This is a genomic window from Variovorax sp. GW460-12-1-14-LB1 (assembly GCF_059423605.1).
On the sequence record NZ_JBWKYF010000060.1, the window covers coordinates 1 to 14801 of the forward strand.

A 14801-nucleotide genomic window follows, 5' to 3' on the forward strand; every position below is an offset into this window, starting at 1 on the left:
CCAACTCGGCTATACATGCGGCACCGCCTTCCCCAGCCCCCGGAAAGACCCCGCCGCATGCCTTCTTCTTCCTTCCACGCATTGGTCCGCCGCAGCGTCGCACTGCTGGCCCTCCTGGTGCTCGGCGCCTGCGCGCAGCTGCCGAAGGAGGTGGACCGCCCCGTCTCGACCGCGCTCGCCTCGCCCGACGGCACGGCGCTGGCCACGCTGCTGCGGGAGCGCCGCAACGCCGACAAGGCACGCTTCGACTCCGGCTTCCTGCTGCTGGGCGGCCCGCAGGCGGCCTATGGCAGCCGGCTCGCACTGATCGAGAACGCGCAGAAGACGCTGGACCTGCAGTACTACGCCATCCACGCCGACGCCAGCACGGGCCGGCTGGTGCGCGGGCTGCGCGCGGCGGCCGAGCGCGGCGTGCGGGTGCGCATCCTGCTGGACGACTTCCACACCATCGGCCGCGACGCGCTGGTGCTCGGCCTGGCCTTCATTCCGAACATCGAGATGCGCCTGTTCAACCCGCTCGCGGGCTCGCGCGGCACGGGCTTCAACCGCATGCTCAATGCCATCGGCGAGGTCTCGCGCATCCAGCAGCGCATGCACAACAAGCTGTTCCTGGCCGACAACGTGATGGGCGTGACGGGCGGGCGCAACCTGGGCGACGCCTACTTCGGCAATGCCATCACCGGCAACTTCGTCGACGTCGACGTGCTGGCGGCCGGCCCGATCGTGCAGGACCTCTCGCGCAGCTTCGACAGCTACTGGAACAACGAGCGCGCCTACCCCGTGCAGTCGCTGGTCTCGCGCGAGGAGTTCCAGCACATCCGTGAGCGCGCCCGCCGGATCGACAAGGAACTCGACGATGAAGCGGCCGAGGCCCGCAACCGTTCGGAGCCGGCCGACGACAAGCCCCGCCCCGGTGCGGCGCCCACGGCGGAGCAGCGCGCCCGCGCCTGGGACGAGAAACCGCTCGACCTGCGCAGCGCCGCCTTCGTCTGGGCACCGGCCCTGATGCTGGCCGATGCGCCCGGCAAGATCCCGGCCGACAGCGGCCCCGGTGCGATACGCAACCCCGACCTCGTCGTGAGCCGGCCCGACATGCCCTCGCGCAACGCCGCGGCCCTGGCCGACCTGGCGTCCAGCGCCGATACGGTGGTCGAGGGCCTGCTGCAGCTGATCGGCCAAGCGCGCACCGACCTGCTGATCATCTCGCCCTACTTCGTGCCCGGCCCCGACATGCAGCAGGCCTTTGCCGCCGCGCGTGCGCGGGGCGTGCGCATCCGGGTGCTGACGAATTCACTGGCCTCGAACGACGCCCCCATCGCCCACGTGGGCTATGCGCGCCACCGCAAGGCGCTGCTGGCCGCGGGCGTCGAGCTGTACGAGTTGCGCAGCGAACAGACCAGCTTCGGCAATGTGTTCGGCTCCTCGGGCGGCAGCGGCGTGAGCGGCGAGTCGCGCGCGATGCTGCACTCCAAGGTGCTGGTGATGGATGGCCGGCTGCTGGTGGTCGGCTCCATGAATCTCGATCTGCGCTCGCAGTTGCAGAACACCGAGATCGCGCTGCTGATCCGCAGCGGCGAACTCTCGCGCATGGCGGCCGAGCAGATCGAGCGCGGCATGCGCGAACGCTCGTGGCATGTCGAGCTGGTGAAGGGCGCGCTGGTGTGGCAGGCGCCCGAAGGCAGCGGCCTGCAGGACACGGACACCGAGCCCGACGCGAGCGCCACGCTGCGCTTCCTGCTGCGGCTGTTCGGGCCGCTGGCGCCGGACCAGTTGCTCTGACGGTCCGGTTCAACCGGCTCAGTGCTTGTGCTGGTGCGCACCGCCCGCGGCGGGTGCAGCAGCGGCGGCGGCGCCTTCGGGCGCACCGACCGGCAGCTTCAGCTCCAGCGTCGTCTTCGCGCCCTTGGCGTCCTCGAACTTCAGGGTCATGGGCACGGTCGCGCCCTTGGTCATCGCGCCCTTCAGGTCCATCAGCATCACGTGGTAGCCGCCGGGCTTGAGCTCAACGGTCTTGCCGGCCGGCAGCTCGAGGCCGCCCGCGAGTTCGCGCATGCGCATGGTGTCGCCTTCCATCTTCATCTCGTGCACCTCGGCCACGCCGGCGGCGGGTGTCGAGATACCGACCAGCTTCGTGCCCGTGGGCGCGGTGAGCTTCATGAAGGCGCCCGTGCCGCTCTGGCCCGGCACCGACTGGCGCACCCAGGCGTCGCGCACGTCGACCGTGGCCACGCCCTGCGCCATCACGTCGAGCTTGGCCGCGGGCTTCTTCAGGCCGGCCGTGGTGCTGCCCGCGGCGGGCACTTCGGCCCAGTCGACGCTGCCGACGTCGCAGTCCTGGCGCACCTTGAACCACAGCGGGCCCGGCGTGGCGGGCACCTTGCCGCGCAGCACGAACTCGCCGCGCTCGCTGCCGGGCAGCGCGTTCTGCGGCGTCTCTGCCGTCCAGCGCACTTCGCCTTCGGCGCTGCCGGCCTTGGGCGCATCGAGCTTCCAGCCCTTGCGCGCCTGGGCGTCGGTGAGCACGAAGCCCTTGGGCAGGCGCACCGCGAGGCCGGTCGTCGCCTTGGCGCCTTCGCAGGCGTGACCGACGCGGAAGGCGGCGTTGTACTCGCTGCCGACGGTGGCGCCGCCCGGGGGCAGGCTCACGTGGGCGCCGGCGGCGCCGGCACCGGCCAGCAGGGCGCAGGCGGCGAGGGTGTGGAAAGTGGGGGTCGAAAGCTTCGTCATGGCGTGTGTCCTTGGAGAGGAAAAAGTGAGGGTCAAAGGTCGAACTTGAGTTCGGCCACGAAGGTGCGTTGCGGGTACGGGTGGAAGGCCCAGTAGGTGCGGTTGTTCAGGTTGTCGATGCCGACGGCGGCGCTCCATTGGCGGTCGATGCGGTAGCGGATGCGCGCATCGACCACGAAGAACTTCGAGAAGCCCATGAAGGCCATGCCGTTCGGGTCGCTGTTGTCGAGCGTGCCGTACTGCCGGCCGCTGTAGCGCGCGCCGACGGTGTAGCTCCACTTCGCATCGGGCCGGTAGGTGGCGAGCAGCGAGGCGCGCACCTTGGGCACGCGCGGCTGGTCGCGCCCGACGCTGGCCGGGAAGCCGCGGTTGGCGGTGATCTTCGAATCGGTCAGCGTGAGGCTGCCGCCCAGGTCCAGCCCCTGGATGCCCGCGTCGACCGTGTTCACCGCCACCTCCAGCCCGCGCGTGCGGATGGCGTCGACGTTCTGCACGGTGCTCACGAGGTTGGTGAGCGCCTGGGTGTAGAGCGCGTCCTTCGTGTGCTCGAAGAACAGCGTGGTGCGCAGCACGCCGTCGACGCCCCAGCGCTTGAGGTCGCGCTCGGCGCTCAGCTCGGCGGTCCACGAGCGCTCCGGGCGCAGCTCGGGGTTGGTGTTGACGATGCGGTTGCCCTCGATCGAGCCCTGGTAGAGCTCGCTCACGGTGGGCATGCGCACGGCGCGGCCGACCGAGGCCTTGAAGTGCCAGTCGGGCGTGGCCTGCCAGGCGAGCGCGGCCTTGGGCGAGACGAAGCTGTTCTTGCGCGGCGCGAAGTCGAGCAGCCGCGCCGCGTTGCCGAGCTGGCCGCCGTAGGCCTCCCAGCGCTCGTGGCGCAGGCCCAGCGTGGTCTTCCAGTCCTTCGCGAAGCGCCAGGTGTCCTGCACGTAGAGCGAGCGCAGCCGCGTGTTGCCGTTGAAGGCGGAGAACGGCGACACGGCCGGCCCGCCGATCCAGTCGCGCGTGTTGCCGATGGCGCTGCGCAGCCGCGCGGTGTCCTGCTGGACGCCGAAGTCGACCACGTGCGCGCCCACGCCTTCAGCCGAGCCGGTGGGCCGCCAGGTGCCCGCGGCCTTGAAGGTGTGCCAGCCGGTGCCGCCCATGTCGGTGGTGCGGCCGGGGCCGCCGTAGAACGCGCCCGGCAAAGGCGCGGTCGGCGTGCGCGAGGTGTCTTTCGCGTAGTCGAACAGGCTCGCCGCCACCTCCCAGTCGAACACGCCGCCCGTGTGGCTCTTCACCGAGAGGCCGTGCATGTAGTGCGTGAGCGCCGTCTCGGTCGGCGCGAAGGCAGCGGCCGGCGTGTCGAGGTTGTAGGTGCGTCCGCCGAGGTTCACGCGCCCGCCGTACACCGGCTGGCCGAGCGCATCGCGCAGGTAGGTGTCGGTGCTGCCGTGCGTGGTGTTGTGCCAAGCGCCCAGCGTGTAGGTGGCGCGCACGGTGGGCGAGAAGTCGTAGGCCAGCTTGAGCTTGGCCTGCTCCTGGGTCGTGTCGTAGGCGGTGATGCCGCCCAGCAGCCACCACGGCTGGTTCGACGGGTTCAGCCCGAGCACCGCGCCGGTGACGGGCGTGCCCGCGCTGCCCACCGCGCCGGCGCTCACCAGCCGGTTGGCAAACGACAGCGACTGCCCCTTGCTGTGGGTGCGCGAGGCGCCGAGCCACCACGACCAGTCGCCGCTGCGGCTGCCCAGCGACAGGTCGAGCTGCTGGCCGCCCGGCGACGAATGGCTGTTGTACAGGTCGAAGTTCGAGGCGAAGCCGCTGAGCTTGACGTGCGCCTCGAGCTGCGTGGGCATGCGCGTCACGTAGTCGACCACGGCGCCCACCGAGTTGCCCGGGTAGGCGGCCGAGAACGGACCGTAGAGCACGTCGACACGCTCGATCTCGTCGGGCGACACCATGCCCCAGCGCGGCGCGAAGGTGGCGCCGTTGCCCAGCGGGTTCGACAGCATGATGCCGTCGGCGTAGACCATCGCGCGGGCGCTGTTGCCCGTGCCCGAGGCGCGCGTGGCGAGCACCGCGTGGTTGAAGTCGCCGATGTAGCGCTTGCGCACCAGCAGGCTCGGCAGGTACTTGAGCGCGTCTTCGGCGTCGGTCGCGTTGACCGTCTCGGCGATCTGCTCGGCGGTCACGCCTTCGATGGTGGTGGGGATCTGCGTCGGCAGCGAGGTCGGCCGGCCACCGCTGATGGTGACGGTACCCAGCGTGCGGCCCGGGGCGGCCGCAGCGCCGGCCTCCGGCGGATCAACGTCCGGCGGCGTTTGCTGCTGCGCCCACACCGGCGCGCTGAAGGGAAATGCCATGGCGATCGCCAGGGCGCGGGAGTGCTGCTTCATGGGGAACCGGCTCCACGAACTTCAAGCCAAAGGGACCGCCTGCGCGCACCTGGGGTGCACCGACAGACAGCGCTGTTGCTGATCGCTCAGGCGGAACGCGGGGGCCCACGGGCCGGCAGCGGCGCGGCCGTGGCCGCGGCATGGCGCGCGGCGGGAATGGGTTGAAGCACGCGCCCCAGCGGCAGGGGCGCATCGAACGCGGCCGCCACGAGCGGCGGGGGCGGCGCGCCGGTCAGCACGCACAGCGGGCAGTCCATGTGCGTGGCGCCCATGTCCTGCACGCCATCTTCGGTGTGCACCACCACCTTGATGGTGCCGGCGCCGGAACACACCAGTTCCATCGCCTGCGGATGCACCACCGGCGACGCCACCGCCACGCCCAGCGACAGCACGAACCACAGCAGCACCCACCGGCCGAGGTGGCCGATCAGGCGGGGGTGGGGGCGCAACGTGTGCATGGCGATCGCGATTATCGGCGCACTTTGCTGTTGGTGGCCTTGGGGGCGGCACGGGGTGCGGCCTTGCCTTTGGGCGCGGCAGCGGCCTTGGACGCCGGCTTGGCCCCGCCCTTCGCGGCGGCCTTCTGGCCCGTGCCCTTGGCCGCCTTCTGTCCCTTGACGTTCTTGCCACCGCGCACCGCCTTGCGGGCCGGCGGCTCGGGCGCGGCGAGCGCCGGCATCGGCAGCGCCTGCTGCGCCTGCGCCTCGGTGAGCACCGGCGTGACGCGAAAGCCGCGCGCCGCCATCAGCGTGGGCAGGCCCTGCGCGCCGACCATGTGCAGCGCGCCGACCGCGGCGAACGCGCTGCGCCCGCCCGCGTGCAGGCGCTCGATGCCGTCGGCCAGCCCGGGGTTGCGGTCGTCGAGCAGGCGCTTCATGAGGCGCTGCTCGGCCGGCGTGTTCAGGCACTCGCACCACTCGGCGTAGCGCGCCAGCCGGGCCGCGTCGCTGCGTGCCCAGACATCGGCCAGCGTCTTGAGCTGGCCGCGCAGCCGGCCCGATTCGAGCTCGTCGAGCATGGCGTCGATCTGCTCGGCCTCCTCGGCTTCGGAGCCGCCGGTGAGCCAGCGCAGCTGGTCGGCGGCGTTCTCGAGCGCGACGATCGGCTTGTTGCTGTTGCGGGCCGAGACGGCCAGCGTCTCGTCGACGCCGAACTCCGCATACAGGCCGTCGGCGCGCGCCGCCAGTGCGGTCAGCGCCGTCACCTGCAGGATGGGCGGCAGCCGGGCGGTCGAGCCCGGCGACACGCAGGCCTCGGCGTTCTGGCGCTCGAGCCGGCGGGCGCGTTCGCCGCTGAGCACACGCGCCACCGCGGCCGGGTCGGCCGGCTGGCTCAGGGCGCGCACCGTGGCGTCGTCGCGCGAGTCGAGCTCCAGCGCGAGCGTATCGCTCTGCGCCATCGCCTTCTGCACGGTGGGACCGGGACGCACCCATTCGCCGCGCCCCAGGTGCAGGGTGCCGTAGAGCCACGAGGTGCGGCCGTCGCGCTCGATGCGCCACAGCAGGCCGCGGTCGATGCCGTTGCGCAGGCCGATGCCGGGCTTCTCCAGGCTGGCGATGGCCGAGGGCGGGCAGGCGGCGGCATGTGCGGCCACCGCGATGAAACAACCACCGACGGCCGCGAAGGCCTGGCGGGTCAGACGTGCAAGAAGGCGCTGGGGCGCCGGCCGGTCGGTGCCGCGCGACAGCAGGCGCAGCGGTGCGACGAGGGCTCGGAGTATCCGCAAGGCGAGCTCCATGATTGAAAGAAAGTCCGGCATTCTCACAGCACCGCTGCCCATAATCCAAAACCATGCAAAGCATCTTTCACCTTGCCTTCCACGTGCGCGACCTGGACGGCGCCCGCCGCTTCTACGGCGACGTGCTCGGCTGCGCCGAAGGCCGCAGCACCGACACCTGGGTCGACTTCGACTTCTTCGGCCACCAGATCTCGCTGCACCTGGGCGAACCCTTCGCCACCACCCGCACCGGCCGCGTCGGCGATGCGATGGTGCCCATGCCGCACTTCGGCATCGTGCTCGCGCTGCCCGACTGGCAGGCGCTGGCCGGGCGCCTCGAGGCCGCCGGCACCGAGTTCGTGCTGAAGCCGCAGGTGCGCTTCGAAGGCCAGCCGGGCGAGCAGTGGACGATGTTCTTCTGCGACCCCTTCGGCAACCCGATCGAGGCCAAGGGTTTCCGTTCGCTCGACACGCTCTACGACAAGTGACCCTGCGCCCGCCCGTTCCCGCTCTTCGGGCGCCTCGGGCGGCCGCGTCCCTCCTCGGCCCGGCCGCGATCGCATTGGCCGCGCTGCTGGGTACCCCGACGGTCCATGCGCAGCAGGAGTGCGAGCTCAACGGCCAGCGCGTGAGCCCGGCCGACGGCAACAGCACCGCCGGCAAGACCGGCCTGATGCGCTGCAAGGACCGCGGCACCGGCGAACTCCAGCGCGAGCAGCAGGTGCAGAACGGCGTCTTCATGGGCCCGGTGCGCTTCTATGAAAAGGGCAAGCTCGCGCGCGAGCACACCATCAACGCCAAGGGCAACATGCACGGCCGCGCGCGCGAGTTCGCGCCGGGCGGCCAGGTGCTGCGCGACGCCACGTACGACGACGGCCAGGAGCGCGGCCTGGTGCGCAGCTTCTACCCGGGCGGCCAGCTGCGGCGCGCCACCTTCTACCCCGACCGCGGCACCGAGCGCGCCATGGTCGAGTTCACCGAGCGCGGCCAGATGTCGATGCTGCGCTGTGCCGAGGCGCCGGTGCTGGCGCCGGTGGCCGACGACGCCAGGCTGTGCGGCTTCACGGGCGGGCCCTCGAACGTCGACCTGTTCGACGCGCGCGGCACCCTGCGCTCGCGGCTGTCGTACCAGGCGGGCAAGCGCGTGCGCACGCAGGAGTTCTACGACAACGGCAAGCCCTCGGTGGTCGACGAGACCACCGGCAACCGGCGCGTGGAGCGCAGTTTTTCGTCAGAAGGCGTGAAGCGGCGCGAAACCGTGTGGCTGCTGGTCGGGCGCTCGTCGATCCGCCAGCGCGAGCAGGAGTTTTCCGACCGCGGCTCGCTGGTGCGCGACCAGCGCTGGAACGCCGCGGGCGAGCCCCTGAGCGACGACAGCTACCACCTCAACGGCCAACCGCGCAGCAAGGCCGTCTACAGCGGCACCGGCAGCGAGCGCACGGTCGACGTGACCGAGTTCTACGACAGCGGCCAGCGCGCCGCGCAGGGCCGCTACCTCGCGCCGGGGCGCGGCCGGCAGGTGCCCGTGGGCACGCACCAGCGCTTCAATGAAAAGGGCGAGCTGCTGGCCGAGTCGAGCTTCGACGACAAGGGCCGCGTGACGCGCGAGCGCAGCTGGGACGAGAACGGCGAGCTGCAGCGCGACGACGAAGTCTTCGAAGACGGCTCCAGAAAGGCATTCACCCGTTGAGGTGAACGCCCCCGGCGGCATCAGTCCAGCTTGATGCCGGCCTGCTTGATGATCGGGCCCCAGCGCTTCGACTCCGCGCGCGACAGCGCCGCGAACTGCGCCGGCGTGCCGGGCATCGCTTCCATGCCGAAGTCGTCGAAGCGCTTTTGCACGGCCGGCGTGCTGAAGGCCTTGTTCAGGTCGCTGTTGAGCTTGTTCACCACGGCAGCCGGCAGGCCGGCCGGGCCCAGGATGCCCTGGAACGCGAACACCTCGGTGTTGGGCACGCCCACTTCGGCCAGCGTCGGCACGTCGGGCAGGCGCTTGCTGCGCGCGCCCGAGCCGATGGCCAGCACGCGCACCTTGTTGCCCTGCATGATCGGCAGGCCCGAGGCCAGGTCCAGGAACATGCACGGCACCTGGCCGCCCATCACGTCGGCCATGGCCGGCGCCGCGCCGCGGTACGGGATGTGGGTGATGAAGGTGCCGGTGCGCGCCTTGAACATTTCCATCGCCAGGTGGTGCGGCGAGCCGTTGCCGGGCGACGCGTAGTTGACCTTGCCGGGGTTGGCCTTCACGTAGGCCAGGAACTCCTTGAAGGTCTTGGCCGGGAAGTCCGGGTGCACCACCAGCGCGAGCGGAAACTTGCCGATGGCGCCGATGTAGGTGAAGTCTTTCTCGGGGTTGAACGGCAGCTTGCTGAACAGGTGCTCGTTGAAGGCCAGCACGGCGTTGTCGGCCGACAGCACCGTGTAGCCGTCGGGCTTGCTCTTGGCGACCAGGTCGGCGCCGATGTTGGTCGAGGCGCCGGGGCGGTTGTCGACCACGATCTGCTGGCCCAGCGTCTGGCGCATGGCCTCGGCCAGCACGCGCGCGATCACGTCGGTGCCGCCGCCCGCGGGGTACGGCACGACCCACTTGATGAGCTGCGCGGGGTAGTCCTGTGCGTGGGCGAAGGGGGCTGCGGCCACGGCGGCGCCGGAGGCGAGCGTGGCGAGAAGGGTGCGGCGATCCATGAGATCAATCTCCTGTTTTTTGTTCGGAAGCGGACAGCGATGGTACGGGCAGCGCGCGCAACGCGTCGGCCAGCGCGGCGCGGCAGCGCGCCTCGTCACCGACCTGCTCGAACAGCAGCAGCGCGAGCCGCGCGAGGAACAGCGATTCGCGTTCGGCGCCGGCCTCGGTGATGGCGCGCGCGCACTCGGCGTACAGGCGGTCGCGGGCGTCGGGATGGAGCGAGGGGGCGGGGGTCGTCATGCGGGAATGTCCTGTGAAGTGGCGACGGCCGCGCGCGCCAGCGCGGCGGGCAGCGCACCGGCCGGCAGGCGGTGCCAGCGCGCGGCCACGTGGCCGTCGGGGCGCAGCAGGTAGACCGCGCCGTCGCTGGCGCCGAGCGTGGCGAAGACAGCGGGGGACGCCTGCGCATCGGTACCGTCGCTCCCCAGGCTGCCGATGCTGCGAACCGCAAAAGGCAAGGCGCCTCGCTGCGCTCGCTCGATGTCGGCGACGGGCGGCGAAGCCACATCCGGCCGCAACACCAGCAGCGTGAACACCGGCGCAATCCAGTCCGTGAGATGGCCCTGTTCGAGCGCCTGCTCCGGCATCACCTCGCCGGGCAACGGCCCCGCCGGCAATGCATCGCCTTCGCTCGACAGCGCCGAGTCGTCGTAGCGCACGGCCTGCGTCTGGCGCGGGTTGATGAGCTGCGCGATGCCGCGGTGTGCCTCCGACAGCGACAGCGCCGCCTCGCGCAGCAGGTCGAAGCCGCGCGAGGGCGGCGACATGAACTCGGTGCTGCGCATCGCGCTCTCGGCGTTGATGTGGAAGGCCGCGATGCGCTCCTGCGAGTACGAATCCAGCAGCGCCGGGCCCGACAGGCCCTCGGCCACGAAGGCCAGCTTCCAGGCCAGGTTGTCGGCGTCGTCGAAGCCCGAGTTGAGCCCGCGCACGCCGAAGATCGGCATCGCATGCGCCGCGTTGCCCGCGAACACGACGCGGCCGTGGCGGTAGCGCTCGAGCGTCATCGCGCCGGCGCGGTACACCGAGGTCCACACCGTCTTCCACGGCAGGTGGCCTTCGCCGATGGCGTCGAGGTGGCGCTGCACGAACTCGGCCACCGCCGCGGGCTGCAGCGCGTCTTCGGTGCTTTGGCCGGCGCGCAGCTGGTAGTCGATGCGCCAGATGTCGTCGGGCTGGCGGTGCATCAGCACGGTCGAGCCGGGGTTCCATGGCGGGTCGAACCAGGCGCGGCGCTCGGTCGGGTGGCCGCTGTGCAGCTCGATGTCGATGATCACGTAGCGGCCTTCGTAGCCTGTGCCTTCCAGCGCCAGCCCGAGCGACTTGCGCACGAAGCTCTGGCCGCCGTCGCAGGCCGCGAGCCACTGGCCGCGCAGGCGGTAGGCGCCTTCGGCGTTGCGCACGTCGAGCGTCACGCCCTCGCCGTCCTCGTCCTGCGCGAGCGCGGTGAGCTCGGTGCCCCAGCGGATGTCGATGAGCCCCGGCGTCGCGGCATTGCGGCGCTCGATCTCGTCCAGCAGGTACTGCTCGATGTAGTACTGCTCCAGGTTGATCATCGGCGGCAGCTTCTGCTGCGCGGCCTGCGGCATCTCGAAGCGGAACACCTCGGCCGTCTTGTAGAAGCTGCGCCCCACGCTCCACGGCAGGCCCTTGCCCATGAAGGCCGGCAGCGCGCCCAGGCGCTCGACGATCTCCAGGCTGCGGCGCGAGATGCAGGCCGCGCGGCTGCCCACACAGACCGTGTCGTCGGCCTCGAGCACCACGCAGCGCACGCCGTGGTTGGCGAGCCCCAGCGCCAGCGCCATGCCCACGGGGCCGCCGCCCGCGATCACGACGGGGTGGCGGCCGGGCTCCATGCCGTCGGCGCCGAGCGTCGGCAGCCGGGGCGCGAAGCGCGTGTAGTGGAAGGCGCCGACCGAAGGCGGCAGCGCGGTCGCGCTGGCTGGCGGCGGCACGGGGCCGGTGGCGGCGTCGGCGGTACGGGTGGTGGTCATGGAACGGGATTGTCCCGATGCACCGCCCGCGCCAATGTCATAACTTCGTAGGAGGTATTTACCCTAGCCTCCCTTCGAAACCCATGAAACGCTGGCGCCTCCACCCCGCCGCCGACGCGCAACTGTCGGCGGCCGTCGTCGGCGACGTGCTGGCGGGCATCGGCACGCCACACCTGGCCGCCAGTTGCCTGGCGGCAATGCACCGCGTGATGCCCGTCACCTTCTGCACCGTGTTCGGCGTCGACGCCACCGGCCGCATCGAGACCGTGTCGGCCGCCAGCAGCTACGGCCACACGGCCGAGCGCACCGCCGAGCGCTACGTGGCACAGCGCTTCGACCGGCTCGACCCCCACATGGCGTGGCTGGCCGCGCGCAAGCTGCCGAAGCGCGCGCAGCTGTGGATGGGCCACCAGCACGGCGACGAGGTGGCCGACCCCGCCTACCGCGCCGCCTGCTACGGCGACGTGGGCATCCGCGAGCGCAGCTCGGTGCTGCTGCTGCGCCCGAGCGGCCAGCGCGTGGCCGTGAGCTTCTACCGCAGCCTGGCGCAACCCGAGTTCGGCGACACCGACTTCGGCGTCGTCGCCGCCCACGCCACCCTGCTGGCCGACGCCGCCAGCGCCCACAGCCGCAGCGCGGCGGCCGTGCACGAGGCGGCCGCGCCCACCCTCGCCTCGCGGCTGTTGACGCTGAGCCTGCGCGAGCGCGAGGTGATCGGCCACCTGATGGCGGGCCGCACGGCGAAGGAAACGGCGCGCGTGCTGGGCGTGGAACTCAGCACGGTGCGCACGCATCAGTACCGGGCGTTCCGGCGGTTGGGGATTCGGACGCAGAAGGAGTTGCTGCGGGGCGCGATGCCTGCGGCCGTCACGGCATCATGACGATCTGCCGGATGGCCTCGCCGCGCTGCAGGCGGTCGAAGCCCTCGTTGATCTCCTCAAGCTTCAGCCGCCCGGTGAGCAGCCGGTCCACGGGCAGCTTGCCCTGGCGGTACAGCGCGATGAAGCGCCCCAGGTCGCGCCGCGGCACGCAACTGCCGAGGTAGCTGCCCTTGAGCGTGCGCTCCTCGGCCACGAGGTGCCAGACCGGCGTGTTCAGCGTCTGGATGGCGGCGGGCAGGCCCACGGTCACGGTGGTGCCGCCGCGGCGCGTGACCTTGTAGGCGAACTCCAGCGCCTTGGCCGAACCCACCATCTCGAGCGCATGGTCGACGCCGCCCTCGGTCATGTCGCGCAGCCGCTTGGCCGCGTCGGGGTCGCTGGCGTTGACGCTGTCGGTGGCGCCCAGTGCGAGGGCGAAATCGAGCTTGTCCTGCGCCAGGTCGACCGCGATCACGCGCGCGGCGCCCGCCGCCAGCGCGCCCATGAGCGCGGCCAGCCCCACGCCGCCGAGCCCCACCACGGCCACGGTCTGACCCGGCCGCACCTGCGAGGTGTTGACCACGGCGCCGACGCCGGTCACCACCGCGCAGCCGAACATGGCGGCGATCTCCAGCGGCAGCTCGCGGTCGATCTTGTGCAGCGAGCGGCGCGACACCGTCGCGTACTCGGCAAAGGCCGACACGCCCACGAAGTGGTCCATCGGCTCGCCGCGGTACGACAGCCGCCGCGCACCGCCCAGCAGCGTGCCCGCCACGTTGGCCGCACCGCCCGGCTCGCACAGCGCGGGGCGGCCCTCGGCGCAGGGCGCGCAATGGCCGCAGCTCGGCACGAAGACCAGGATCACGTGGTCGCCCGGCGCCAGGTCGGTCACGCCCTCGCCCAGCGCTTCGACCACGCCGGCCGCCTCGTGACCCAGCACGATCGGCGTGCGGCGCGGCCGGTCGCCGTTGAGGATCGACAGGTCCGAGTGGCACAGTCCCGCGGCCGCGATGCGCACCAGCACCTCGCCGGGGCCGGGCGGCGCCAGCTCGACCTCCTCGATCTCGAGCGGTCGGCTCTGGGCATAGGGCGCGGGGGCGCCGAGGCGCTGCAGGACGGCGGCACGGACTTTCATGGGGTCTCCTTCGGTTCGGTCAGGCGATCAGGACTTCGCTGCGGCAACCAGCGGGCACTTGCTCTTGGACAAGGGCTGGAAGGCCTTGTCGCCGGGGATCGTGGACAGCACCGTGTAGTAGTCCCACGGGTACTTCGACTCGGCGGGCTTCTTCACGCTCACCAGGTACATGTCGTGCACCATGCGGCCGTCGGCGCGGATCGTGCCGCCCTGCGCGAAGAAGTCGTTCACCGGCATCGCCTTCATCTTCGCGGCCACCGTGGCGCCGTCGTCGGTGCCCGCGGCCTGCACCGCCTTCAGGTAGTGCGTGACCGCCGAGTAGGCACCGGCCTGGATCATCGAGGGCATCTTCTTCATGCGCTCGAAGTAACGCCGCGCCCAGGCGCGCGACTCGGGCGTGCGGTCCCAGTAGAAGCCGGTGGCGAAGGTCATGCCCTGCGCCTGCGCCAGGCCCAGCGCATGCACGTCGTTGATGAACATCAGCATCGGCACCACGCGCTGCTTGGGCGACACGCCGAACTGCCGCGCCGCCTTGACGGCATTGACCGTGTCGCTGGTGGCGTTGGCCAGCGCGATGGTGTCGGCCCCCGAGGCCTGCGCCTGCAGCACGTACGACGAGAAGTCGCTGGCGTTGAGCGGGTGGAACACGCTGCCGATCACCTTGCCCTGCAGCTCGCCGACGAACTCGGTCATGTTGGCGGCCATGGCCTTGCCGAAGGCGTAGTCCACCCCGAGCAGGAACCAGGTCTTGCCGCCCTGGCGGCTCACGCCCTGCGCGGCGCCGTTGGCCAGCGCGTAGGTGTCGTAGGTGTAGTGGACCGAGGTCGGCGCGCAGGCTTCGTTGGTGAGCGCCACCGAGGCGCCGCCGGTGTTGATCGACAGCTTCTGCCGCTCGCGCGCCAGGTTGACCACCGACAGCGCGACGGCCGAGTTGTTCATGTCGAAGATGGCGTCGACGCCGTCGCGGTCGTACCAGGTGCGTGCCAGCGAGGCGCCGATGTCGGCCTTGTTCTGGTGGTCGCCCCAGACCAGTTCGATGGGCCGTCCGAGCACCTTGCCGCCGAAGTCCTCGATGGCCATGCGCGCGGCCTCGACCGAGCCGCGCCCCGCGGTGTCGGCATACAGGCCCGACATGTCCGACAGCACGCCCACGCGCACCTTGTCGTCGCTGAGCTTCTGGGCGGCGGCCTGCCCGGCCAGCGCCATGCCCATCCCCACCCATGCGCACAGCGCGCGCCCCGCCAGCTTCGGCATGCCCATGGACCTGTCTCCTTGCAGTGAACGGATCGCTGCATCCTAGGCAGCGCCCG

General features: G+C 71.4%; 13 protein-coding genes. 4 read left to right on the forward strand and 9 right to left on the reverse strand.

The genetic code is table 11. The annotated features are described in order from the left end of the window. The first annotated feature begins 57 nt into the window (after positions 1-57). Positions 58-1779: a phospholipase D family protein gene (locus AC07Y4_RS24580; RefSeq protein WP_487847348.1), complete on the forward strand. Its 1722-nt coding sequence runs from the start codon at positions 58-60 to the stop codon at positions 1777-1779. An 18-nt stretch (positions 1780-1797) separates the two neighbouring features. Here AC07Y4_RS24580 and AC07Y4_RS24585 read toward each other — a convergent pair whose 3' ends face one another. The 4 genes from AC07Y4_RS24585 to AC07Y4_RS24600 all read right to left on the reverse strand — a co-directional run bounded on the left by AC07Y4_RS24585 (position 1798) and on the right by AC07Y4_RS24600 (position 6825). Then, the gene (locus AC07Y4_RS24585; RefSeq protein WP_495275228.1) at positions 1798-2727 is read right to left on the reverse strand and encodes a copper chaperone PCu(A)C domain-containing protein; all 930 of its coding nucleotides are present in this window, start codon (positions 2725-2727) and stop codon (positions 1798-1800) included. A 32-nt stretch (positions 2728-2759) separates the two neighbouring features. Next, a complete protein-coding gene (locus tag AC07Y4_RS24590; RefSeq protein ID WP_487847350.1) occupies positions 2760-5099 on the reverse strand; it encodes a TonB-dependent receptor in 2340 nt (779 codons plus the stop codon). An 86-nt stretch (positions 5100-5185) separates the two neighbouring features. Beyond that, a complete protein-coding gene (locus AC07Y4_RS24595; protein ID WP_487847351.1) occupies positions 5186-5557 on the reverse strand; it encodes a DUF2946 family protein in 372 nt (123 codons plus the stop codon). A gap of 11 nt (positions 5558-5568) precedes the next feature. Next, positions 5569-6825, reverse strand: coding sequence for a TraB/GumN family protein (locus tag AC07Y4_RS24600; RefSeq protein ID WP_487847352.1), 1257 nt, complete (start codon positions 6823-6825; stop codon positions 5569-5571). A gap of 65 nt (positions 6826-6890) precedes the next feature. Here AC07Y4_RS24600 and AC07Y4_RS24605 point away from each other — a divergent pair, with 65 nt between their 5' ends. Beyond that, the gene (locus AC07Y4_RS24605) at positions 6891-7304 is read left to right on the forward strand and encodes a VOC family protein (protein WP_095746953.1); all 414 of its coding nucleotides are present in this window, start codon (positions 6891-6893) and stop codon (positions 7302-7304) included. Between the two features lie 74 nt (positions 7305-7378). Then, complete coding sequence (locus AC07Y4_RS24610) at positions 7379-8506, forward strand: toxin-antitoxin system YwqK family antitoxin (protein ID WP_487847353.1); 1128 nt, start codon at positions 7379-7381, stop codon at positions 8504-8506. 20 nt (positions 8507-8526) lie between these two features. Here AC07Y4_RS24610 and AC07Y4_RS24615 read toward each other — a convergent pair whose 3' ends face one another. The 3 genes from AC07Y4_RS24615 to AC07Y4_RS24625 are packed head-to-tail and all read right to left on the reverse strand — an operon-like array spanning position 8527 to position 11496. Then, the gene (locus AC07Y4_RS24615; RefSeq protein ID WP_062482864.1) at positions 8527-9501 is read right to left on the reverse strand and encodes a Bug family tripartite tricarboxylate transporter substrate binding protein; all 975 of its coding nucleotides are present in this window, start codon (positions 9499-9501) and stop codon (positions 8527-8529) included. A gap of 4 nt (positions 9502-9505) precedes the next feature. Further along, positions 9506-9742 carry a hypothetical protein gene (locus AC07Y4_RS24620; protein ID WP_487847354.1) on the reverse strand — a complete coding sequence of 79 codons (237 nt, stop codon included), beginning with the start codon at positions 9740-9742 and terminating at the stop codon, positions 9506-9508. Beyond that, positions 9739-11496, reverse strand: a complete 1758-nt coding sequence (locus AC07Y4_RS24625; RefSeq protein ID WP_487847355.1) for an FAD-dependent monooxygenase — start codon at positions 11494-11496, stop codon at positions 9739-9741. The genes AC07Y4_RS24620 and AC07Y4_RS24625 overlap by 4 nt, the downstream gene beginning before the upstream one ends. Before the next feature lie 83 nt (positions 11497-11579). On the opposite strand from AC07Y4_RS24625, the gene AC07Y4_RS24630 reads away from it, so the two are divergent. Next, positions 11580-12377 (forward strand): helix-turn-helix transcriptional regulator, encoded by a 798-nt coding sequence (locus tag AC07Y4_RS24630; RefSeq protein ID WP_487847356.1) that lies wholly within the window; start codon positions 11580-11582, stop codon positions 12375-12377. On the opposite strand, the gene AC07Y4_RS24635 is transcribed toward AC07Y4_RS24630, so the two are convergent. Beyond that, positions 12364-13491 carry a zinc-dependent alcohol dehydrogenase family protein gene (locus AC07Y4_RS24635; protein ID WP_487847357.1) on the reverse strand — a complete coding sequence of 376 codons (1128 nt, stop codon included), beginning with the start codon at positions 13489-13491 and terminating at the stop codon, positions 12364-12366. The two genes, AC07Y4_RS24630 and AC07Y4_RS24635, sit on opposite strands and share 14 nt — an antisense overlap. Before the next feature lie 27 nt (positions 13492-13518). Further along, positions 13519-14703: an ABC transporter substrate-binding protein gene (locus AC07Y4_RS24640; RefSeq protein ID WP_487847753.1), complete on the reverse strand. Its 1185-nt coding sequence runs from the start codon at positions 14701-14703 to the stop codon at positions 13519-13521. Positions 14704-14801: the final 98 nt, after the last annotated feature.

Excerpts from the sequence above, each read along its gene's own strand:
- AC07Y4_RS24620 (WP_487847354.1), bottom strand. The coding sequence starts at position 9,742 with ATGACGACCCCCGCCCCCTCGCTCCATCCCGACGCCCGCGACCGCCTG.
- AC07Y4_RS24580 (WP_487847348.1), top strand. The coding sequence starts at position 58 with ATGCCTTCTTCTTCCTTCCACGCATTGGTCCGCCGCAGCGTCGCACTG.
- AC07Y4_RS24585 (WP_495275228.1), bottom strand. The coding sequence starts at position 2,727 with ATGACGAAGCTTTCGACCCCCACTTTCCACACCCTCGCCGCCTGCGCC.
- AC07Y4_RS24605 (WP_095746953.1), top strand. The coding sequence starts at position 6,891 with ATGCAAAGCATCTTTCACCTTGCCTTCCACGTGCGCGACCTGGACGGC.
- AC07Y4_RS24640 (WP_487847753.1), bottom strand. The coding sequence starts at position 14,703 with ATGGGCATGGCGCTGGCCGGGCAGGCCGCCGCCCAGAAGCTCAGCGAC.
- AC07Y4_RS24595 (WP_487847351.1), bottom strand. The coding sequence starts at position 5,557 with ATGCACACGTTGCGCCCCCACCCCCGCCTGATCGGCCACCTCGGCCGG.
- AC07Y4_RS24590 (WP_487847350.1), bottom strand. The coding sequence starts at position 5,099 with ATGAAGCAGCACTCCCGCGCCCTGGCGATCGCCATGGCATTTCCCTTC.
- AC07Y4_RS24635 (WP_487847357.1), bottom strand. The coding sequence starts at position 13,491 with ATGAAAGTCCGTGCCGCCGTCCTGCAGCGCCTCGGCGCCCCCGCGCCC.
- AC07Y4_RS24625 (WP_487847355.1), bottom strand. The coding sequence starts at position 11,496 with ATGACCACCACCCGTACCGCCGACGCCGCCACCGGCCCCGTGCCGCCG.
- AC07Y4_RS24630 (WP_487847356.1), top strand. The coding sequence starts at position 11,580 with ATGAAACGCTGGCGCCTCCACCCCGCCGCCGACGCGCAACTGTCGGCG.
- AC07Y4_RS24615 (WP_062482864.1), bottom strand. The coding sequence starts at position 9,501 with ATGGATCGCCGCACCCTTCTCGCCACGCTCGCCTCCGGCGCCGCCGTG.